At 55.1% G+C, this 21518-nt stretch carries 20 protein-coding genes and 1 pseudogene; 8 read left to right on the top strand and 13 right to left on the bottom strand.

From position 1 onward, the window contains the following. Window positions 1-15 precede the first annotated feature (15 nt). The 4 genes from bufB to AC3IX1_RS14405 all read left to right on the top strand — a co-directional run bounded on the left by bufB (window position 16) and on the right by AC3IX1_RS14405 (window position 2712). A complete protein-coding gene (gene bufB, locus AC3IX1_RS14420; protein ID WP_489384652.1) occupies window positions 16-870 on the top strand; it encodes an MNIO family bufferin maturase in 855 nt (284 codons plus the stop codon). After that, window positions 867-1643 (top strand): HvfC/BufC family peptide modification chaperone, encoded by a 777-nt coding sequence (locus AC3IX1_RS14415; RefSeq protein ID WP_489384651.1) that lies wholly within the window; start codon window positions 867-869, stop codon window positions 1641-1643. Before bufB ends, AC3IX1_RS14415 begins: the two co-directional genes overlap by 4 nt. A 15-nt stretch (window positions 1644-1658) precedes the next feature. Next, window positions 1659-2132, top strand: a complete 474-nt coding sequence (locus tag AC3IX1_RS14410; protein ID WP_489384650.1) for a DoxX family protein — start codon at window positions 1659-1661, stop codon at window positions 2130-2132. Window positions 2133-2505: 373 nt separating this feature from the next. Then, window positions 2506-2712 carry a hypothetical protein gene (locus tag AC3IX1_RS14405; RefSeq protein WP_489384649.1) on the top strand — a complete coding sequence of 69 codons (207 nt, stop codon included), beginning with the start codon at window positions 2506-2508 and terminating at the stop codon, window positions 2710-2712. On the opposite strand, the gene AC3IX1_RS14400 is transcribed toward AC3IX1_RS14405, so the two are convergent. Further along, on the bottom strand, window positions 2697-4520 hold the full coding sequence (locus AC3IX1_RS14400; protein WP_489384648.1) for an NAD(P)/FAD-dependent oxidoreductase: 1824 nt from the start codon (window positions 4518-4520) through the stop codon (window positions 2697-2699). The two genes, AC3IX1_RS14405 and AC3IX1_RS14400, sit on opposite strands and share 16 nt — an antisense overlap. Before the next feature lie 245 nt (window positions 4521-4765). On the opposite strand from AC3IX1_RS14400, the gene AC3IX1_RS14395 reads away from it, so the two are divergent. Further along, a complete protein-coding gene (locus tag AC3IX1_RS14395; protein WP_489384647.1) occupies window positions 4766-6661 on the top strand; it encodes a sigma-54-dependent Fis family transcriptional regulator in 1896 nt (631 codons plus the stop codon). 365 nt (window positions 6662-7026) lie between these two features. Here AC3IX1_RS14395 and AC3IX1_RS14390 read toward each other — a convergent pair whose 3' ends face one another. Beyond that, window positions 7027-7893 (bottom strand): patatin-like phospholipase family protein, encoded by an 867-nt coding sequence (locus tag AC3IX1_RS14390; RefSeq protein ID WP_489384646.1) that lies wholly within the window; start codon window positions 7891-7893, stop codon window positions 7027-7029. A 1030-nt stretch (window positions 7894-8923) separates the two neighbouring features. On the opposite strand from AC3IX1_RS14390, the gene AC3IX1_RS14385 reads away from it, so the two are divergent. Both AC3IX1_RS14385 and AC3IX1_RS14380 read left to right on the top strand, forming a co-directional pair. Beyond that, entirely contained in the window at window positions 8924-9829 is a 906-nt protein-coding gene (locus tag AC3IX1_RS14385) for a hypothetical protein (protein WP_489384645.1), read from the top strand. A 116-nt stretch (window positions 9830-9945) separates the two neighbouring features. Next, window positions 9946-10161 carry a hypothetical protein gene (locus tag AC3IX1_RS14380; protein WP_489384644.1) on the top strand — a complete coding sequence of 72 codons (216 nt, stop codon included), beginning with the start codon at window positions 9946-9948 and terminating at the stop codon, window positions 10159-10161. A gap of 130 nt (window positions 10162-10291) precedes the next feature. Here the strand turns inward: AC3IX1_RS14380 and AC3IX1_RS14375 are convergent, their stop codons facing one another. From AC3IX1_RS14375 to AC3IX1_RS14350, 6 genes are all read right to left on the bottom strand, one after another. Beyond that, window positions 10292-10471, bottom strand: a complete 180-nt coding sequence (locus tag AC3IX1_RS14375) for a hypothetical protein (RefSeq protein ID WP_489384643.1) — start codon at window positions 10469-10471, stop codon at window positions 10292-10294. A gap of 196 nt (window positions 10472-10667) precedes the next feature. Continuing rightward, window positions 10668-11288 carry a LysE family translocator gene (locus tag AC3IX1_RS14370; protein ID WP_489384642.1) on the bottom strand — a complete coding sequence of 207 codons (621 nt, stop codon included), beginning with the start codon at window positions 11286-11288 and terminating at the stop codon, window positions 10668-10670. Between the two features lie 357 nt (window positions 11289-11645). Then, window positions 11646-11873 (bottom strand): AbrB/MazE/SpoVT family DNA-binding domain-containing protein, encoded by a 228-nt coding sequence (locus AC3IX1_RS14365; RefSeq protein ID WP_489384641.1) that lies wholly within the window; start codon window positions 11871-11873, stop codon window positions 11646-11648. Window positions 11874-11953: 80 nt separating this feature from the next. Next, complete coding sequence (locus AC3IX1_RS14360; RefSeq protein WP_489384640.1) at window positions 11954-12235, bottom strand: hypothetical protein; 282 nt, start codon at window positions 12233-12235, stop codon at window positions 11954-11956. A 260-nt stretch (window positions 12236-12495) separates the two neighbouring features. Further along, window positions 12496-12627, bottom strand: coding sequence for a DUF7693 family protein (locus AC3IX1_RS14355; RefSeq protein WP_489388746.1), 132 nt, complete (start codon window positions 12625-12627; stop codon window positions 12496-12498). 125 nt (window positions 12628-12752) lie between these two features. Next, entirely contained in the window at window positions 12753-14306 is a 1554-nt protein-coding gene (locus tag AC3IX1_RS14350; protein WP_489384639.1) for a hypothetical protein, read from the bottom strand. 240 nt (window positions 14307-14546) lie between these two features. Between AC3IX1_RS14350 and AC3IX1_RS14345 the strand changes: the two genes are divergently transcribed. Then, entirely contained in the window at window positions 14547-14915 is a 369-nt protein-coding gene (locus AC3IX1_RS14345; RefSeq protein WP_489384638.1) for a hypothetical protein, read from the top strand. Window positions 14916-15200: 285 nt separating this feature from the next. Here the strand turns inward: AC3IX1_RS14345 and AC3IX1_RS14340 are convergent, their stop codons facing one another. The 5 genes and pseudogenes from AC3IX1_RS14340 to AC3IX1_RS14320 all read right to left on the bottom strand — a co-directional run bounded on the left by AC3IX1_RS14340 (window position 15201) and on the right by AC3IX1_RS14320 (window position 21244). Beyond that, on the bottom strand, window positions 15201-15767 hold the full coding sequence (locus AC3IX1_RS14340; protein ID WP_489384637.1) for a dTMP kinase: 567 nt from the start codon (window positions 15765-15767) through the stop codon (window positions 15201-15203). Window position 15768: 1 nt separating this feature from the next. After that, window positions 15769-16995, bottom strand: coding sequence for a B12-binding domain-containing radical SAM protein (locus tag AC3IX1_RS14335; protein WP_489384636.1), 1227 nt, complete (start codon window positions 16993-16995; stop codon window positions 15769-15771). A 331-nt stretch (window positions 16996-17326) separates the two neighbouring features. Next, window positions 17327-19537 carry an ankyrin repeat domain-containing protein gene (locus tag AC3IX1_RS14330; RefSeq protein ID WP_489384635.1) on the bottom strand — a complete coding sequence of 737 codons (2211 nt, stop codon included), beginning with the start codon at window positions 19535-19537 and terminating at the stop codon, window positions 17327-17329. Window positions 19538-19911: 374 nt separating this feature from the next. Then, entirely contained in the window at window positions 19912-20121 is a 210-nt protein-coding gene (locus tag AC3IX1_RS14325; RefSeq protein ID WP_489384634.1) for a hypothetical protein, read from the bottom strand. Between the two features lie 255 nt (window positions 20122-20376). Then, window positions 20377-21244, bottom strand: a pseudogene (locus AC3IX1_RS14320) (patatin-like phospholipase family protein). Window positions 21245-21518 lie beyond the last annotated feature (274 nt).

Raw genomic sequence — 21518 nt, 5'->3', positions numbered from 1 at the left:
GGGCGCACGCCAATCATGAAGAATCAATTCCAGGTAGGGGCCGGACTCGGCCTCAAACCGAACCACTATCAGGACGCCTTCGACTGCACAGACGAGGGGCTGTGGTTCGAAGTTCATCCGGAAAACTACATGGTCGGTGGTGGCCCCCGTGTGGCATGGCTGGAGGCGATTGGTAGCCGACATCCGCTGTCGTTGCACGGTGTATCACTCTCGCTGGCGGCCGACTGTGCGCCGGACGCAGAGCACTTGAAGCGTCTAAAAGGACTCGCTGACCGCATTCAACCCGTATTGGTTTCCGAGCACCTGGCCTGGTCGGCCTGGCGCGGCCAGTATCATCCAGATTTGCTGCCATTTCCCCGCACAGGCGAGGCATTGCGGCGCATAATCCGCAATATCCAATGCACACAAGAGGTGCTTGGGCGTCGAATCGCGATTGAAAACCCGACCCATTATTTACAACTCGATGGCCATGACTACAGCGAAATCGATTTTCTGATCGAGTTAAGTGAGAGGACTGGCTGCGGGTTGCTGCTGGATGTCAATAACGCACACATCAGCGCCCATAACCTGGGATTCGATGCGACAACCTATCTGGATGACTTTCCGGCTGCTGCAATCATGGAGATTCATCTGGCGGGACATGCCCCGGATCCTGGGGATTCAACGTTACTCATCGATACTCACGACGCACCTGTCGCTGACGAGGTATGGTTTTTGTATGAGCGTTTAATCGAGCGGGTAGGCATGCGTCCGACATTGATCGAGCGTGACGACCATATCCCCACTTTCGATGCTCTGCTTGCCGAGCGCGACAGAGCGCAAACTCTATTGAATCGTGGGCAGCACCTGCGGTTGCGGGGGGCGATATGAAGCCGTCCCTGGAAAGCTTTCAAGATGCATTCGTCGATGCCCTGTACGGTGCCGAATCATCCGAGATGATGGCGCTTACCCGACAGCCTGGCTTTGCGGTTTACCGCAATACCGTTCTCAAAGGTGCAATTGATGCACTGCTCGCCAATTTCCCGACCATTGAGCGCCTGGTGGGCACCGACTGGCTTCGCAGCGCCGCCGCAATCCACGCCAGACTTTCGCCGCCAACGGATGCCCGTTTGCTGTACTACGGAGCCGACTTCCCCGATTTTCTCGACGGTTTTGTACATGCTCGGGAAATGCCCTATCTGGGCGACGTCGCGCGCCTGGATCTGCTCTGGACGCAAGTACATTGCGCCGATGAAGAACCCGTTATCGAGATGAGCGCCTTGGCGCACCTGCACTCGGCAGATTTTCCCAGCCTGCGGCTTACACCACGGGCCAGCTGCCGCTGGGCCTGGTTACCCGACTGTCCCGCCTACACGATCTGGCGCATTAACCGTGAGCAGCTGCGAATGCCTGACGAACTCAACTGGCAGGGCGAGGGTGCGCTGCTGACGCGCAATGGCGGTCGTGTGCATTGGCAAGCCGCTAGCGCTGCCGATTGTGCCTTTCTCGACGCGTGCGCGACACATCTGCCCCTCGATTTGGCGGTAGACAAAGCCGTTGGAGTCGAGCCGACTCTGAATCTGGAAAACCTCCTCATCCGCCTGGTGAGCGCTGGCGCGTTCACCGCTGCGAACCCAGGTCGACCTTCTTGTAAGGCCCTATAATCAACGGAGCACACCATGGGCGTATCTCGAATTCACTCATTCGTCGCCGATAAATCCCTGCTTGGAATCTGGAACCGCGCCGCCAACCGATTGAGCGCACTTATTGGCGATTCACTCTTGGTGCTGGTGGCCCGTCTTTCGATCGCAGCCATTTTCTTTATGTCCGGGCGTACCAAGGTCAGTGGTTTTCTGACGATCACGCCGAGTACCTACGAGCTGTTCCGTACTGAATACGCGTTACCCTTGATCTCTCCAGAACTTGCTGCGCACCTTACTGCCTACAGCGAACACTTGTTCCCCGTGCTTCTGGTGGCAGGGCTGTTTACCCGGCTATCAGCTTTGGCGCTGCTGGGCATGACTTTGGTCATCGAGATTTTTGTCTACCCAGACGCCTGGCCGACCCATCTTTCTTGGGCTGGCTTGCTGCTGCTGATTATTGCGCGGGGAGCGGGGGTACTTTCGTTGGATCGACGACTGGGCATCCGATGATCCGTCGCGGTGGTGGAACGCTCAACTAGCGCCCCATGGATGGCTTCGGTAACCCGACGGGATGCCTCTCGTGTAAAAGTCGCACTGGGTGATCGAGGCAGCTCTCGCTCCATGACTGACTGCAGGCGCCTTCTCTTTCCGTGCCTAATAGACCTACGCTGAGGGCAATGGAGATGTCGCTGGTTCGGGCCAACTGGCCCGGCTTGGTGGTAGGTTTTCAGATGGAGGTGAAAGTGGTGTCATCGATCAAGGAGTACCAACCAGGGCCTCAGATGCCGCAGAGCATTTGGATGACTCTCGGGCTGCCGTCACGCGGTACAAAGCTTCATGACCTAATTCGTGAGGACTGCCTTTCGAATTCCTCGACCAGTTAGTGAGCCTTCTGCAGGTGCAGCTAGCGGTTATCTCCAAGGCTATTTGCATGTCACCCACAACGTTGGCGCGTCGGGCGAAAGCAGGACGGTTCAACACCCCAGAAAGCGACCGGCTGGTTGCATTGGTATCCATAGGCTGCGTCCGGGATATTGTGGAGCGGCGCCCAACCACGGCTGGGCGCCATTTGACTCAGCCAGTGTGGTGACACTCGGCAAGGCCGTAGACGGATGTGTCGATGCCTTCGAAGCGCGCCTTTAACTGCAGCGCCAGATACAGCGAATAATGCCTTGACTGATGCAGGTTGCCACCATGGAACCAGAGGTTTTCCTGCTGTGTTGGCTTCCACATGTTCCGCAGTTCGCCCTCGTAGGGGCCAGGATCATTCGTGGTTCCAGAACCCAGGCCCCAGCAGCGGCCGACCTTGTCAGCTACTTCCTGGGAAATCAGCTTCGCCGCCCAACCATTCATTGAGCCATAGCCCGTGGCGTAGACGATCAGATCTGCCGGTAGCCGGCTGCCATCGTTGAGTACGACGGCATCGGCTTCGATACACTCGACACCCAGGCCAGGCGCGCTCTTGAGCTTTATCGTGCCGTTAGCGATCAGTTCTGAGGCGCCGACGTCGATGTAGTAACCAGAGCCACGGCGCACGTATTTCATGAAAAGGCCAGAGTCGTCGTCACCGAAGTCGAGCATGAAGCCGGCCTTGGCCAAGCGTTCGTAGAAGTCCTTGTCACGCTCCTTGATCGCGTCAAAGATGGGTTGATGAAAGCTTGGCATGACTTTGTAGGGGATAGAGGCGAACAGCATGTCGGCCTTGTCCGTGGTCAAACCCGTCTCCAGGGCGTTTTCCGAGTAGAGCCCGCCGAAGACGAGATCCATTAAACTGTCGGAACGCACGATGTGGGTGCTCGAGCGTTGCACCATGGTCACCTCGGCACCGTTCTCCACCAGGTCGGCGCAGATATCGTGAGCCGAATTGTTCGCACCGATGACCACCGCGCGCTTGCCGCTCCAGGCGTCTCCGCCGGGATGGCGACTGGAATGATGCTGCTGGCCATGGAAAACCTCGGCACCCGGATAACTAGGAACATTGGGTACGCCTGACATGCCGGTAGCGAGGATCAACTGGGTAGGCTGTAAAGTCACACGCTCGCCATCGCGCTGCACTTCAACCTTCCAGGTGTCACTTTGCTCGTCAAAGCTGGCGCTCACGCATTCTGTACGCGGCCAATAATTGAGCTCCATGACTTTGGTGTACATTTCCAGCCAGTCGCCAATCTGGTCTTTTGGGGTGAAGACTGGCCAGTGATCGGGGAAGGGCAGGTAAGGCATATGGTCGTACCAGACAGGGTCGTGTAGGCACAGCGACTTGTAGCGACCGCGCCACTGATCGCCAGGACGCTCGGCTTTGTCGACGATCAGAGTTGGCACGCCCATTCGCTTGAGCCGCGCTGCGAGCCCCAGCCCACCCTGGCCGCCGCCCACAATCAGGCAGTAAGGTTGGGTGTTGATGCCTAGCGAAGCTTCTTCATCACGACGGCGTTCTAGCCAGTTGCGTTTGTCGGCATGGGCGTGACCATGATTGGCACCCATTGGACGACGGCGGCCGCTGGGTTCTTCAAAGCCTTTGAGCTCGCGCATGGTCGTCAGCAGCGTCCAGCACAGGCCCTCCTTTAGACGCACGTAGCCTTTACCTCGCGCCGTATCGGTTTCCAGGCTGATCCAACCTTCGAGCACACCGTTATTCAGCGTCGCCTCTCCTTCCAGTTTCCATCGCTCAGGACGCGTTTGGTCGAGGCGTGTTTCGAGCATGTCTCGGATGGCAGGCTTGCCTTCCAAGGTCACTAAGTTCCAGCTGAAAAGTAGCAGGTCACGCCAGTGACACTCTTCGGCAAACAATTCCAGCGCGCCGTCCAAATCACGTTGGGCGAGACACTCGCCGAGGTTTTCGACCCAGGCCGCGAGCTGAGCAGTTGGCGTTTGCAGAGGTGTTTCGATAGCGATGTTCATGGAGCCTCTCCCGATCTTGTTGTTTTTGTAACAACTTGCCCTAGAGCAAGGCCCGGGCCATCTTCATGAAAGCCCCGTTGCAGAGCGGCTGCCGCAGTAGTACTCAGGCTTTGACTCGGATCTATGTCACGATTTTGGGAACGGCGGATGACAGAGTGTCACGCGGCGCAAAGAGCGCTCGTTGCAGTCTTTTCATATAAGCTGCGAATAGCCCCGTGTCCTAACCGTAGCGGAGAACAAGAACAATGAAGCCGGCCTTGATCAACGCCCATGCACAACAAGTGCTACAAGCCGTGCAGGGCACTCCCGCCAGCCACGGCCATACTGCTGACCTGGCCATCACACGATCTTGGCGCCGGTGCCTGGATCAGCATCAGCTCGATCCCGCCAGCCGCCGCGCGCCTAATGTAGTTGAGCACCCACGCTTACAGGATCACCGCGCGCCACTGGAACACATCATCTCCGTGGCGCACTGGCAGATGAGCAGTTTGCACCAACAACTCGGGCGTGACGGCCACGTGGTGCTACTCACCGATGCCCGCGGTGTGGCGATTGACAGTGTGTTCAACGAAACCGAACGAGCCGAGTTCCAGCGTTCCGGACTGTGGCTCGGTTCGGTATGGAGCGAGGATTGCGAGGGTACCAACGGTGTCGGCACCTGCTTGGTCGAGCGACAGCACGTAACCATCCGTCGTGATGAACATTTCCGTGGTAAGCACGTCGGCTTAACGTGTTCGGCTAGCCCGATATTTGATGCGAACGGAGAGTTGCTTGCCGTGCTCAACCTCTCCTCTGTGCGGGAGGAACACAGTCTTCAGCAACGCTTCAAGGCCATGGCGTTGACCAACCTGTCAGCCAAGTTGATCGAGAGCTGTTTTTTCTTAGGGCATGATCCGCAGCGATACTTGCTGCGCTTCCACCCTGAGGCAGGTTTCGTTGGGCTGCTGGGTGAAGGTCTGCTCAGTTTCGACGAGAGTGCCCGTATCTGTTCAGTTAATGATGCTGCGCTGGATCTGCTGGGCCTCAGTCGTGACCAGGTGGTTGGGCAATCTCTGACGATGCTGCTGGAAACACCTATCGATCAGGTGATGAGTCAGGCCAGCTCTCAGCCGAGTGTCTGTTGGCCAATGCGGCTGGTGGACGGACGCCTGCTCTACGGACAGTTGCGAGAACCCTTACGCCAGGTGCCTTTAGTTACTCCTGCAATCCCCCAAATTAACGACGTGCACGTGTGTCTGGAAGACCCGCGCCTGCAACGCGGCTTTGCTCGCGCATTGCGTGTTTTGGAGCGTGACGTTCCGGTGTTTTTACAGGGCGAAACCGGTACCGGCAAAGAAGCTTTTGCTGCGGCGCTGCATCGTGCCAGCTCCAGAGCGAACCAGCCGTTTGTGGCGATCAATTGCGCGGCCATTCCAGAAACGCTGATCGAGAGCGAGCTGTTCGGCTATCGCGGCGGCAGCTTCACCGGCGCACGCAAGGACGGGATGATCGGTAAGCTGGAGCAGGCCCATGGCGGCATTCTATTTCTCGATGAGATCGCCGATATGCCACTGGCGTTACAGACTCGCCTGCTGCGTGTGCTGGAGGAACGTCAGGTGGTGCCGCTAGGCGGCGCGACGGCACGTCCGCTCGACGTACGCCTTATCAGTGCCAGCCACCAGGATCTGCACGCCTGTGTGGCCGAAGGGCGTTTTCGCGAAGATCTGTTTTATCGCATTGCTGGGTTCGCTGTGCAACTCCCGCCGCTGCGCGAACGATCAGACAAGGGCAGTTTGCTCGACCTTCTACTGCGCGAAGAGACAAAAGGTGCAAGGATTCGGCTAGAGGCGGGCGTCAAAGAGCGCTTGCTGACGCAGCCTTGGCCGGGCAATGTCCGGCAGCTGCGTACGTGTTTGCGCACACTGGTAGCGTTGTCGTTGGAGGGGCGTGTCACCCTGGACGACTTGGCGGAGCTGCTGCCGACAGTACCAGCGACAGTCGCGTTGGCCGAAAATCCGCTTGGAGTATCCGAACGGCAGACGCTGCTAACATTGATTGAGGCGGAACACTGGCATATCGCCCATGTTGCCGCCCGCCTAGGAATCAGCCGAAATACGCTCTATCGCAAACTGCGTCATCACGGTATTTCACGACCCGGTTGAATGCAGAATGACATCGTCGCGTTTCCTGCCTCTGTGGACTTGGACTGAGGCGATAGAGGTCGAGCAGGAGAGGGCGCTAATGCTAGAAGCAACCATGTGTTCGTGCACGACACGATGCCAGCTCCGTATGACACATATGTGGCCTTCATATGGGATTTAGCCAAGGCATTCTTGCCTCGCTGGTAGCTGATAAAGCGCCCACGCCAGTTTCCTAAAGTCGCTACTTCGGGCCAACTGGGCCCGGCTAAGCTTTTGGTGTTCCTGATGGAGGTACAGATGACGTCCTTCTGGACGGTCATAAGTAGTACGGCCTGCCCATCCGAAGTGCCCCTGGCGATTAAGCGCAGCGCGCATTGAGCTATCACTCAATGCTCATGGGCATGTGAATGGATGGTCAGGGCACCAGGTACCTTGGTGCGTTCGAGCCCCCCACGTTCCAGCCACCGGAGGGTCTGCTCATAGGCGCGCTGCAGCAAAGACTCGGTCTGGTCAAAGTTGAACACCGAGACATCCACAGGGCACAAGGGCGGGACGATGTGTAGGCTGGTGAGAGTGCGGAAGTGTTCGATGTCACTCACCAACTGGCGCATGCTCATCAGGTTGACGGTATGTAGGGCTAAGGCGATCAAGCCTCGGGGCGGTTGTGGTAGGGCGCAACTCACTCCTGTAGGAACCACCACTACGTTGGTGGCGCCCAGGGCTACGGCAGTTGAAATAGGTGTATTGCTTGCCACGCCACCGTCAATCAGGAATTGATCGGCTATCTTTACGCAGGGGAACACCAGCGGGATGGCAGCGCTGGCCAGTAATGCCTGTCGGAGTTCGCCACTGGACAGAACGGTCTCGGCACCGCTCAGCAGGTCAGTGGTGACGATGTGCAGGGGCAACGCCGCATCCTCAATGCGGTGTATAGGCAGTGCCTGATCCAACAGTTGGTTCAAAGCCGCCGGCTGCAACAGAAAGCTACGCCGTTTGATCAGTCCTCTACAGGTATCGAGCCAGGACAGGGGAAAGATGTCCGTTTTACGTAGGCCCCGCCAGAAATTGGCGAGCGCCTCGACGCCTTCGGAATCGGGTCTTGCGGCAAAATAGGCACCGTTGATGGCGCCCACCGAAGCGCCCACCACCATGTCGAATCGAATGTTGGCCTCGACCAAGGCCCGCAACATACCCACTTGGACAGCACCCAAACTGCCGCCGCCAGCGAATACGATTGCGGTTTTGGTAGCCATGATCGAAGTCTCTGTACAGAAATGTATCGAATTAGTGTAGCTGGCAGGTCGACGTTACTTCCGGGTGCTTGCAACATGATCGAGACGTCGCAAGCTTGGAGTTCCGGACGATGCTGAATTCCAATGGAAACGGGATCAATGCATAACGGAGCGCGGTTCTACTGCGAAACTGCGCCCATAGGATTGAACGTCTATGACAACGAAGAGAAACTACGTCTCCAGAACACCTATCAGGCTCTAGAGGAAGCCGAGGTTGAGAGTCAGCGACTTAACCTGGAGCGCCTTCAAAACGTACTTTCGGAACGGAAATCCACGACTGCGCTATAGGCATGCAGCTGTCCTACAAAGTCATCCGGCGCATGGCGTTCCGAATCGGGTGGATCATAGGCTTAGGGACGCACGACCTACACCATTCTGACGTGGATGCTCGGCATTCAGGAGCGAACAAATAGCGTCTGCCTCGGCCCTGACCTTGAACACACCATGCTTGCTAGCTGAGCCTCCTTCGACGAGATCAACGACTCTGTATCGCTTACTGCCATCTTCCCGTCCGGCGGTCTCGATGACCCTGAATCTTGGGTGCATGGTGCGTTCCCTGCTAAAGAATGGTGTTCTAGGAGTACCGGTATGACTCTATGAGTTCAACAATTATGGAGGACTGAGCTGCGACAATTTATGACAGCGCGCCGCGACTCTCATTCCCCCAACTGTAGACAGCTATGGCCACTGCTTTCTCTGGAAAATAGCCGACTTCACGTACCAGATTCGAATACGTATCAAAGTGCTACCATTATGCAATTTGCCACCAACGATCCTCGACTTTGGACGATCTTGGTGGATTCGAGGATGAACAAGGAGGTAGCAGGTGGTTCACGTAATTACGGTAAGCGCTCGGCTCCGGAAGGGAGTTCGGTCTTTACAAAGGGCGCTTATTGCCCAAGCAGAGCCACGTGGTAGGCTCGAGTGGGCGTTTCCTAATGGATATAAAGCACTATGTATCACTTACGCCTTGCAGACAGATCTTGGTGAAATGGTGTTCGCTGTCCCACCGCCTTGGGAGGGACGACAAGCTCATTTGTTTAAGCTGGGTTATGAGGGAGGGACGCTCTCTCCAGATGCTGAGATCAACATTCCGACCGGCTTGAACCGAAGGGTTTCCGGTGTTTTAGCTGCTGCCGATGATGGCAAGATCATGATCTGCCATCGCGGCACATTCACGGCATTTCGAGGGCGGATACCTCGAAGCATCACGCTTGAGCATTTTCAGGCGTGGCTTCAGGTTGTCGACGATGACGGCAGAACGGCAGAGGTGATTGCCGTTACTTCAACTGATTCTCCCACCATTGCGAATGACATCTCTGAATTTGTCTTTGAGGTAAAGCAGCTCAAAGAACAGCTGAAGACAGAGATCAGTGATGGTCTGGACGACGAAGATTCCACCTCTGTTGGCGAAGACGAATCAGATGCCGGTTGGCGAGATCAAGAGGAGTACGAGGGCGACAAGTCCTACACCCCAAACCCAGGCAAGCGTGAGTACCCGTATTTGCATGGCCCACTGTGCAATGCGCTACACCGCAAATTGAGCGAGCTTGTTGAGGGCCACTCAGAGCTCGAAGTCAGGAAAAATTGCAACGTCGACCTAGCGCTCGTTGACCGGACTACAGGGAAAGCCAAGGCGATTTTTGAGGTCAAGACTAGCGGCTCGCTATCGGCTCAGCTCTACACAGCCTTTGGCCAACTTGCGTACTACCACCATCGATTTGGTAGTGCTGGCACGAAACTGTACTTGGTGCTGCCAGCGAGCACCGCTTCTGACTTCACGGCACGTGAGTTCTTTGCTCGGGCCAACATCGATGTGATCTTCGGTGAAGCGGGGGATTTCCAGGGAATAGATGGAGCACGCCTGGAGAAGCTGTTGAGCAGCACGCTGCGATAGCAATCCAGCCTTCGTCAGCTACTTCCAGGTAATTCAAAACCAGTTCGTGCAGCTGAAATACTGACGAAACATTCCGGCCATATGATTCGCACCACCGAAACATAGGAGGGTTGGAGATGAATCGGCCATCAAGAAGCATGCGCAAACTGCTCGACGCCGTTGCTACCAACAATGAGGCAGCGGCGCTTGATGTGATGCGTGCTACTGAGCAACTCCAAGATGAGGTGTTGCGCCAACGATTGCTGAACTTGATTCATCGGCTCAACCAAGACGCCAATGACTTGCGAATGGCGCGGGACGATATCCAAGGCAGAGCCATCAAGCTCGCGTGACCCGCGTCCACCACTTAAAGCTAGTCCGCCTAAGCCACACTTTGGGTGGCGCGATGAACAGCTTTATTTCAATCCCGGCAGCACTGAGCCCTCCATGGCTTACAGCCAAAGCTGCTGCTAGGCAGAACGCTTACATTTGCTCGGAATCTGTTGTTCCTTGAGCGAATGAACTGGATGCGGCTTCAATCCGTTCCTGCAACTGAGTCACGTATGTCTTCGCTTCCTCCAGGTTCTGGAACGACACTGCATTGTTGTCGAGCCAGACCGTGCATCCACTGCCTTCCTTATGCGCTTCAATTCTGACGTTCATCTGCAATCCCTATGCGTTTTAGTGCGGCGGATCGTAGCGTACTTTTCAGATGTATCAAAATGAAACAAAGGCTCTAGATCAATGCTTTGGCGAAGCATCCGGTTCAGGGCACTTGCAAAAAACAGTAGGAATACTGCCTCGGCAGGTATCACACCCAATCACTGATGGAAATGTGAAAGCAGGGGAGATGCCGTTCTCAACGCTTGCTGAAAGCCAGCCGAGTGGCAAACAGAACAAAGACCATACCGGTGGTGCGATCCATCCACTTGGTCACATTCTCACGCCGCAAAATGCCAGCCAGTGGTTGAGTGGCGCCAATCAACATTGACGACCACAGTAAACCGAGCGCCACGTGGATGCTGACCAAGCCAAATGTCCAGGCAATCAACGAGTGCCCTTGGGGAATGAACTGAGGGAGAAAAGAGACGTAGAAAATGCCAACCTTGGGATTAAGGACGTTCCCCATCATTCCCTTCAGAAACCAATTTGCATTTGGCTTTCCGTCGGTTTCAGCGGGCGACAGTGAGGTACGTGGACGCAAGAGCATATTCAAACCAAGCCAGGTTAGGTAAGCGGCGCCACAGTATTTCAAGAGATTGAATGCCAGCTCAGAGACTGCAATCAACGCACCCAGACCAAAGGCGACGGCAGCGCCCCACAGCAGGCAGCCAGCATTGATACCCAGCGCAGCTCGGAATGCCTGTTGTTTACCCTCCACAGTTGCGGTTCTCAAGACCAATGCGGTATCGAGGCCCGGCGTCAGCGTCAGTAGAGTGGCGGCGAAGGTAAACGCTAAAAGATTTTCGGCGACGGACATGGGATTTAGAGGCTGCTAAGTGAACACTCGCGCACGTTAGCACATGAGGAGAGGCGGCCGATGTAAGGGCGATTTCAGATTGCAATTCGTCCAGGGGAACTATTCCAATGGATAGTCTCTCGCCTGTTCTGACCCCGTGCTTTGGCATGCATGTAGGCAGCCGTCGCGAAGGGCAGTATTCAACCCAAAAAACACTCTGGCGAAGTCGGCTTTTCTTTGAGCAGACGTCAATGGGGCATAGTTCTTTCTTCTGGGAAGCTAAAGCTACGCTGGCTATCGCTCCTTCGGGCTTAAGCCCGGCTCGAACCCAAGTCTTCTCACGCCCTGGGCGAGTCACGGAAGCGCATTACGACTGCCTTATTTCACCTCGGCGTTGCCAAGCTGTCCGCTATCCCAGGTTTCAGTGAGCTCGTCTATTCGATCCGCGAGTTGAGCCGTTTTTGATAGGACTAGGCATCGCGTGTTGCCGACAAATTCTTCAATCAGATACACGGCGTCGCCGACATCCAGCTCCAGTTCTTGCAATGCCTCATCGGGAATCCGGATTGCACCGTCACCATCCCATTCTTCGATGATGATTTTCATAGATGGCTTTCTCACGTGTGGTCTTCATTGCTTTTGAATCGGCAAGCCATTCAACGCCAGTAGGTTCTCGGCGACACTTTTTACAGATCCGGATAATCATCAAGCTTAAGGCTAGGAGCGCCTCCGTCCTCCGGTTCGCGCTTAGGCGTATGTATCACTCCAGCCTCAGCATCTGCACGCATCTGCTCGAGCTCTTTGTGAAATGCTTTGTCCTGAACCGTGGGTTTGCTGGTGTACGGTTTTCGCTCTGGTACAGGCTTGGCTGCATAAGTCGTTACCGCATCCGGGTCGTGCTGTAGTTTTTCTTGAACTTGCGATTCCAGTATTGCACGGAGCGCGTCTTTGTCGGGACGGGTCAGCAATTTGTTACTCCTATTGGGAAGCCAGGCACTCAGTTTTTGTTGGGGGGACTGGCAGGCCGGTTGGGGAAAGTAGGGCGGCTCATATTTATTGTTGCATTGCAGATTGGCCGTTACTGGGTTTGCAGGTTAAAAATCCTGGTAAGCCTACCAAGCCTTGGCGGCAACCGTCTGTGGTGAAAATGATGTCATAGCTACAGTCTTGGAAGCAGCTTTCGAGATGGAAGTGGCCAGACCATCACCTGCCGGTTTTGCATGCAGGCTCAGAGCGCGGCGAGCAGACGTTCGAGCTGTTCACGCTCCCAGGCACTCAATAGGTCGACAGGATCAGCTCCGTCGCGCTGCCAGAGTTCAAGTGTACCGACTCGACCGTCAGGCGACCTGCAGTACCGCAGTAGTCCAGGGTGCCACTGTCATTGAAGATGGTGAGCAACCAAGCGATGCAGCGGTGGATTGACTGCAACTAAATCCCTCGCGGGCAGTGGAGGGAGGGGGCAGTTGCAACTCTGTGCACCTGAGCTCAAATACGTTGGTCGTAGAGATTTGTCACAGAGTAGCCTTCGATAGGCTTGAGGGTCAGCTTGATGATATGTCCGTTCTTCCACTTTCCCTTCTTCTGCTTGATTTGAGGAATGAACCCTTCGACGAGCAGAATCCTTCTGGGCAGCCCGATTACCTGACCGAAAACCACAACCGCCCCATGTTCGTTTTCAATGAATCGCAAGGTTCCTGGATTGTTTGCCCCTAAGATTTCCAACTGATCGATGCTATCGTCATAGATCACTTCGACGATCATCGGCTTTGTTAGGTTTTCCCTTGGAACCTGGCCTTGATTCTCTAGGATTAGGCGAATGTCTTCGAGATTAGTCAATTCCTGACTGTCGAACGTTATGTCTTTGGTGAAGGTGATTGGCTTTTGAAGCAGCATCGAAACACTGCGGGCTCTCGTTGTGTAAATCATGAAGGCGTTGAGTACTTGAATGTCATCTGCACAGGCTTTGAAATCACCTGTGCCACTGAAAATAACGTCGCCCTTGTGCTCCATGATTAGTGAGAGCTCCCAGCCGTCTGCCAGGCGTTGGTAAAGTTTTGCCACCTTCGATAGGTATGGAAGGGAGGCCAGTGGTCGCTTCTCCCACTGGCCAAGGTCGATATGCATAGAGATGGTTTGAGGTGAGCCATCCTCTACAAGGTTTTTATTGAAGCCAACGGTGAATAAACCCTCAAAGGCTTTGCCCTCAAAATGCATCGACTTCTTGCCGGCAGTAATCTCTCCAGCAACCTCTGTCACGTGGTCGACCAGATTGGTTTTCGGATCAACGAGTTCGATCCTGGCAGATGCAGTGCGGGTTGACGGGCTAAAGACCATCTTTCCGCCTACCTTGGCGTCTCCGGCAAAAAGGTGAGAGAGAAGATCAGATCCATGGACGGAAGCATCTAACAGATCAATCTCAAACTTCTTACCATGATCGAAAAGATTCCTGAACCCCTCTGCGTACCCGTTTTTTTGCGTCGTGCTTACCTGGAGTCGGACGTTTACGGTTTCCTTGGCCTTGATCTCGATGCAGGGCCTGCCGTGTATAAGGTGGGATGTGACAGCAAAGCGATGGTCTAGCCGCTCAAGGAACTCTTCCTGATCACGGTGGGCTTTAGCAATCGCCTGTGCAAGGTTGAGCTTAGGTTGCCTGTTATCCAGGGCCTCAATCAACTTGCTTATCGTATCCTCAGAGCGCTCGGGCCTTTTGCCGAGTGCCTCAGTGGCCCTATTACCAGCGGCTACCTTCCATTCAAAAAGTCGTTCTGCGGGAAACAGTTCAATGTCCCTGTCGATCATGATCGAACAGTTCGAGCACAGCCAGAGACCGTTATCTATGTGTATCCGCTCTTCCCGAGTCATTCCTGCGAGGTAGCGTTTTCCTCCTGGTGCTGCGGCATGAATGTGAGCCGCCACACCAATGCTTGTGACCTTGTCGCTACCGCACGGAGCGGCAGTAGGTGCTAGGCATTCGGGGTTTGAGCAAACTTCGCCCGCTCGCTGACGCATAACTGTGATAGTAGATTTGTAGGAAATCATCCCGGTTCTTCTTGGCCAACGGTGCTATCCATCCCTATGCTCAATAAGGCGGATTATACCGATTAAAATTTGACCTGACTCACTAGGGAAAGTCCAGGTAACTCCGTACGCTTTCGTCAACCCCACAGGGGCTTGCCACGATTATCGTGGATTCAAGGTGCCCAAATTTGCCTATAGCGTAATGGCATTTTTGGTGCAGCAAACGCTAGTCTCCAGTCTTTCACTTCATCAAGGACGACTATGAACAAGCTCATCGTAGCAATTGGAATGTGTTTCATCCTCGGTGGCTGCGCCACTTCCCACTACACCGCTGGCCGAGATTTTTCCTCGGCGAATGTGACCAAGCTAGAGAAGGGGAAAACGACTACTACGGAGTTAAAATCGCTCTTTGGTGAGCCCTACGCGAAGAGCGCTGTGAGCGAAACCGACGAGAAGTGGATTTACACATACACGAACGGCTCGGCTCATGCGCAAAGCTATGTTGTGACGATGAAGGTTACGACCACGGGTACTCAGAAAGCTCTGGATGTGCTGATAAGAAATGATGTCGTCATTAACTACACCTTCAACGAAGGCCCCTCTCCAGGTTCGAGTGTAGCCACTCAGTAACTTACAATTTTTGTGACTTCGATGTCCTCACTTTAATGGCGCATGGTATTTGGAGGAGAGTGGAGTTGGCGGAGATACGAGCGATATGGTGTCCGTCAAACCTATCCCATAGCCGATCGTCATCAGCGCGGGTACGCATGGGCATCGATTCAGAGCCAAGTCCAGAAACAAGAGAGGGTTGTGCTGCCGGGTTTTCACCTCCACAAACGACCGAAATCGACCCAAGCTACAGGCACAAAACGACCCATAGCCGTCGTTCATGTTGCCCAGACAATCCGGAGCTATTCAGTGCACGGGCAGATTATCCTTAATGGCGCGGACTAACTTTGCTGAGGCATCCATTTCAGAAAGTCCGCTGATGTTGATCACTAGGTTGGCACGGGCCTGAAGCTCGTCGAGCACTCGCTTGCGAAAGTACGGATCCAAGGTTTCCATATCTTCCACAGTAGCCCCTCGGGTAAGCAGGCGATGTTGTCGCTCCGATTCGTCAAGCAATAGCAATATGGTTATGTTTGGCGGGATCAGACTCTTGCTCAGCGCGTCTAGGTCAGCCGTGACACCTCGGGCTTTCGCATAGGCCAGTGTCGAGGCCCAGTAGCGATCCATGAATACCCATTTTCCTCGCTCTGCCAGGCTGATCGCCTGCCTTCCCTCGCTCGATACGCTGGCCGCATAGAATAACGCTTTGGCCAGCTCATCATGGGCAAATGCTTCAAGCACAGCAGGGCGACTGCCTCGAAGCGCTGGCCCGGGTGTGCTCATGGCATGGCCTGAAAAGATCTCGGCCAGTCTTTTAACCACCGTGGATTTCCCAACGCCATCCAGCCCCTCAATGGCAACAAAGCCCCCCATTTCAAATCTCCTCGAGCAGTTTGGCAATGCACGCCATCTCGGCATGGTCTGCCTCGGAAAAGCTGTTGCTGGCAACTACGATGGGAATGCGCTGATCGTCGCTTTCCCTGAATCCAAACAGTTGCTTCTGCTCATACAGCGGTGTTCCCCGCAACAGCATCAGTGGCCATGCTCTCAATCGAGGGACGTGCCGCTGCAAGCACCAGTCAACGCTGGCATTGAAGCTGTCCAGCGTCTGATTTGGCAGACCGTAGATCAGGGAAACCTCGAAGTCGATCTGCCGCTGTTGTAGCTGGCGGATCCTGTTGCAAACGATCTCCATATGGTTGGGTCTTTTGATCGCCCGATACTCCGCTTCCACGGTCGTCTGCAGGCCAAACTCCAAGGTGACGTTCAGTCCCTCGAGTGCATCCAGAAAATCTGTGCTGCAGGTTTCGAAGCGGCACTGCAGCGAGAACTGGGCATTTATGCCGGCTGCCTTGATGCTGTTCAAAACCTCAATAGCACGTGTCTGATTGGTGTGGAAGATCGGATCCAGTACTGAAATACGCTTTACCCCTGTTGCGGTAAATAGCGCTAGCTCCCTTTCTAGGCGCTGGCCATCGAACGACTGATGCTTGAGCCGTTTTCCCGGCTCACGGTGCTGGCAGAATGAACACTTGAAGGGGCAGCCACGCTGGGTTTCCCAACGAATGTTGTCCCGAACTTTGGCTGTTCCCAGCAGGTACGGCGAGGGTAAATCCAGCAGGTCATGATCTGCCTTGAGGCCTAGGTCAGGAGTGCCAGCAACATGAATTCCACATTCGCTGGGCAACACGCCGTGAGCCAGCGCAACCATGGCCATTTCCCCCTGCCCGCGAATGAAATAGTCGGCTTCGGGGTAAGTACTTTCCAGTTGCCCTTTGGTCATGTAGGAAATCTGTGGCCCGCCAAGAGCGATGCTCGCTCCTGTACCCTGGATCAGGCGAATCAAACTGCGAACCTCGGCGTCGTTCCACACGTAGGTGCCAAAGCCTACCAGGCACCCCGGGCCAGCCTCGGCAATTGCCAGGCGCAACTCACTCAATACCCGCTCTTGGGAGAACGTCGGGCTGTTCACCTGTGCGTCGATGATCCGCCATAGAACATCCGCGACTTGTAGGGCCGCGGCAATCGAGGCGATACCCAAGCCTGTTTTACCATCTTGTGGCCTGCGCCAATCCAGCGATACCAGAATGACCTGCTTCATGGCATCACCCTCTGCCAGGCATGCCGGTATCGCTCGGCATGGCCACGTAGCCGTTGTCGGACATCACGGCGAAAGTTCTGGAAGGCACGTCGGTCACCGGGTGTCGTGGGCACTATGACCATGCCGCAGCCGTTGGGTGGGAAAAGCTTATAATGCCGGCCTTTGGCATACGTCCAGCCTCGTTGAAGTAGCTCCAGTACGAGCTCATTGATGTCTTTGTTCTTGCTGAAGTACATGATTTTCCCCTGCTGTATTGCGTTACGCGAACGATGCAGCGGAAGCTCGGGGCAAGCCCGACAGGCGACCGAAAGAAAAAATCAAAAATGACCGATCAGCAGGCGGGGCCCCGTGGGAGCTGCATCTGCAGGTATTCGACAACGGCATGCCGCTTGTAGACAGCGGCAACCCACAGCGCGTCCTTCACGTTCAGAGGAGATTCATTGTCCAGCGAAAGCCAAGGATTGCCATCAGCCTTGATCATGGCCTTGAGAACATCCAGGTTCCCTATCTGAGCGGCAAACAGCGTAGGCGTCCAAAGATCCTGATACCCGTTGAAGTCCTCGTAGCGCCGATTTGGATCGGCTTTGTTTTCCAGCAATATCATGACCACTTGGCGCCTCGCATTGACGGGGCGTCTGTAGTACGAGGTCACTGCCTCGTAGATCAACTGCTTTCGTGGCGCTTCGAGATCCGACATCCAGGCCTGGCGTCTAGCTGGCAGTTCACAGTCCAGAATCGCGCCGGCCTTGGCATCAAAGGCGTCTGCCGGGACGCGACCATCAAGATAGGCGTCCCGCTGTGCGGGGTCACTCACATGCATGCTGTCGTGCAGCAGTGCCATGGCATAAACAAGTGCACAGGGTGAGGTGAAGCAAGACTGCTCGACATCCGCACCGAGGGTGATCAGCTTGTCGACGACCTCGGCATCGCCCATATTCATGGCAATCTGTAGGGGCGTTTCCCGTTTGCTTGAGGCAGGGTAGTTGGCCGTTTCAGGGCTGATGCGCAGTGTCATCAGATACTTCAGGATGTCTGGGTCTTTTCTGTCATAAGCTCGACGCAGCGCCATGATCAGTGCGTTTTCGCCCGATTCCGGAATAATCAAGTTCGGATCAGCCCCCGCTTGTACAGCTTGCTTCACATCGTCGAGCGTGCCCAACAGCACAGCATTCATCAGCGGTGTATAGCGAACCTGTCCATCGGACTGGGCACTGATACGGTTGGGGTTGGCAAGCTCTTTGGCTGATAGCGAGAAAGGCTTGTTCAGCACCACAACTCGCATTGCAGGTAGAACGCGTTTTTTGGCCTTTTGCTGCGCAAACAGACGCTCGAACTCGGTTGAGAGATGCTGCATTTTCTGCTCGTCCAGTTCCCGTTTCAGCGGCTTGTTCAATCCCAGCAGAAAGCATTTATCCCAATAGTGATTGGCCTGAACCTTGTCGCCTACACCAACTGCGTAGCACAGGGCCTCGTGCAGGATCCCATGCTGGTTTGGGCCAGCTCTCCACCACGCACCTTGGCAGGCAGCTCTATAGAGTTTGAGTGCGCTGTCCTGTTCTCCGAGATTGGCATCTAGCCTTGCGCAGAGCCACAACCAGAGGTACTCATGAGTAGCCCTTAGAGACGGGCTGCTCCGTTCACAAAGGGCGCGAAGCCAATTGAGTCGATCACGAATCGGCTGTTCGTTGCCCCGTGCATCGGCAAACAGTCGCTCAAGGTCAGCCAGTACGCGAGCCGCCTCATCACGTACAGGCAGGCTATTACGATCAGCGGCGTCACGCTTCAACTGGGAAATAAACTGCTGCTCGTTTTGAAGGGGGCGCTGGCCATGCAGATAGAAGTCACGCTTGATGTCGTCACGCAAGTCGGCAGGCAGCGACTGCAGCGCTACAACCATGGCCAGCCAGCCGGTGAGATGCTCCGACTTTTTAGCGGCAAGTTCGCTACCGTGAAACATGGCTTGTGTCGTGGATCGGTAGGGCCACATCGGCTTTTTAATCGGGCCACCGTGCTGCCAGCGCTCCAATGTGCGTTCATCGATATTCAGATGATTGGCAAGCTGCTCCAGCAACTGCCTTACAGGGAGCATGGTCTGCTGAGCGGCAGCCTGTAGCCAGGTGGCAAAGGGAGCTCCCCACCATTGATTTAAATCGAGCAGGGGTACTTCGTGGCTGGCGCGACGGATCATCCCTGAAAGCTCAGGAACTACAAACAGTCTGAAAAGAGCATGTTGAGCAGGCTCTGCGATCATTCCAGAAGTATCGGTGTTACGTGCCAATGACTGCAGTAGGTTACTGTGCCGATGCCAGGCAGATTCGATCAGATTGCTCCAGTCGGCACCACAGTCGTCGCGTATAGCGCGTAGCCACTGCGCCAAGCAATTTTGGAACAGATCGAAGTTGCTACCCGGGCGCTTTTCATCGGCTTGATCATCCAGGTCTTTGTCCAGTCCTTTCTGCGTGAAAAAAGGACGATATCCAGAAGCCGTAATAACATGGCGAAGAGTTCTACTCGGAGTGGGCTGTATGGCCAGGGCGCTCATCCTTGATCCTTGCAGTGGGGACTCCGCGAAATCCCTAGATGGGTAGGCAAAAGAATTGATACTCGCATAGCCGCGCGCCGATACGACAATTAGTTGCCCTACGCTTTACTTCGTCAGTTAAAAGTAGTCCAAGTGGGCGATTGACGCTCATGACTGACTGCTATTGACCGATTCTGTTGAAAAAGCCGGCCATGTTTTGCGCATCAGAAAAGTACGCGTCCGAGATTGAAATCTTTATTTTGGGCAGAGGCTTCCGGACTCGGATTTCACGTAGCAGTGTGCAAAAAAGGCGTTTTCACCAGTCAATGATCCGGCAGTTTGGGCAGACCGACTTTTTCAACAGAATCGGTCGATTGCTGTCTGTCAGGAAGAAGTCATTCAGGCGTCATGAGCACCGCCAGCGTCATATTGATGAACTCTTCGTTTTTGCTGATCGTTGCTAGCGCACCGCGCACATTGCCTCCAGCCTCACCCGAGCCGCGCTGCTCGACCCAGAGAGTCAGTTCCATGATCGCGGCTTCGAGAGCTAACTGGTTCTGATTGATCTTGAAGAGTAGGGAAGGGAGTAGGTCTGCATTCGACATTGTGATTCCTTCGTGGAAGAGGTCAGCGTAGCAGGAGGAAAAATGAGGTGGGACGCTTTCAGAAGGGCGGAGCACAATCTTGAGTCCGCGTGACCCAACTAAGCTGGAAATTGATCGCGGCTTTCCCGGTGATGTAGTGCTCACGGGACATTCGGCATAGGTCAACATCGAAGTGGGACATGCTCAACCTCTCCAGGTACTCTCGCAATAGTACACGGAGTGTTGAAGGCCTCTTTTATAGGTAATTCACATCACTCAATGCTCATGGGCATGTGAATGGATGGTCAGGGCACCAGGTATCTTGGTGCGCTCGAGCCCCCCCACGTTCCAGCCACCGGAGGGTCTGCGTATAGGCGCGCTGCAGCAAAGACTCGGTCTGGTCAAAGTTGAACACCGAGACATCCACAGGGCACAAGGGCGGGACGATATGCAGGCTGGTGAGAGTGCGGAAGTGTTCGATGTCACTCACCAACTGGCGCATGCTCATCAGGTTGACGGTATGTAGGGCTAAGGCGATCAAGCCTCGGGGCGGTTGTGGTAGGGCGCAACTCACTCCTGTCGGAACCACCACTACGTTGGTGGCGCCCAGGGCTACGGCAGTTGAGATAGGTGTATTGCTTGCCACGCCGCCGTCAACCAGGAACTGATCGGCGATTTGTACGCAGGGGAACACCAGCGGAATGGCAGCGCTGGCCAGTAACGCCTGCTTGAGTTCGCCACTGGACAGAACCGTCTCGACACCGCTGAGCAGGTCGGTGGTGACGATGTGCAGGGGCAACGCCGCATCCTCAATGCGGTGTATAGGCAGTGCCTGATCCAACAGTTGGTTCAAAGCCGCCGGCTGCAACAGAAAGCCACGCCGTTTGATCAGCCCTCTACAGGTATCGAGCCAAGACAGGGGAAAGATGTCCGTTTTACGTAGGCCCCGCCAGAAATTGGCGAGCGCCTCGACACCTTCGGAATCGGGTCTTGCGGCAAAATAGGCACCGTTGATGGCGCCCACCGAAGCGCCCACCACCATGTCGAATCGAATGTTGGCCTCGACCAAGGCCCGCAACATCCCCACTTGGACAGCACCCAAGCTGCCGCCGCCAGCGAATACGATTGCGGTTTTGGTAGCCATGGTCGAAGTCTCTGTGCAGAAGTGTATCGAATCAGTGTAGCTGGCGGGTCGGCGTTACTTCCGGGTGCTCGCCACATGATCGAGACGTCGCAAGCTTGGAGTTCCGGACGATGCTGAATCCCAATGGAAACGGGATCAATGCGTAACGGAGCGGGAATCCATGACTGCGCTGTAGGTATGAGCAGTCCTACAAATCACCCGGCGCTTGGCGTTCCGAAACGAGTGGATCAAAGGCTCAGGGACGTACGACCTATGTAAGGGGCCGGCAAACACA

The sequence above is a fragment of the Pseudomonas sp. KH_046_2 genome (assembly GCF_057838985.1).
The sequence above is the reverse complement of the archived record's forward strand: the minus strand, read 5'-3'. Positions and strand labels throughout refer to the sequence as shown.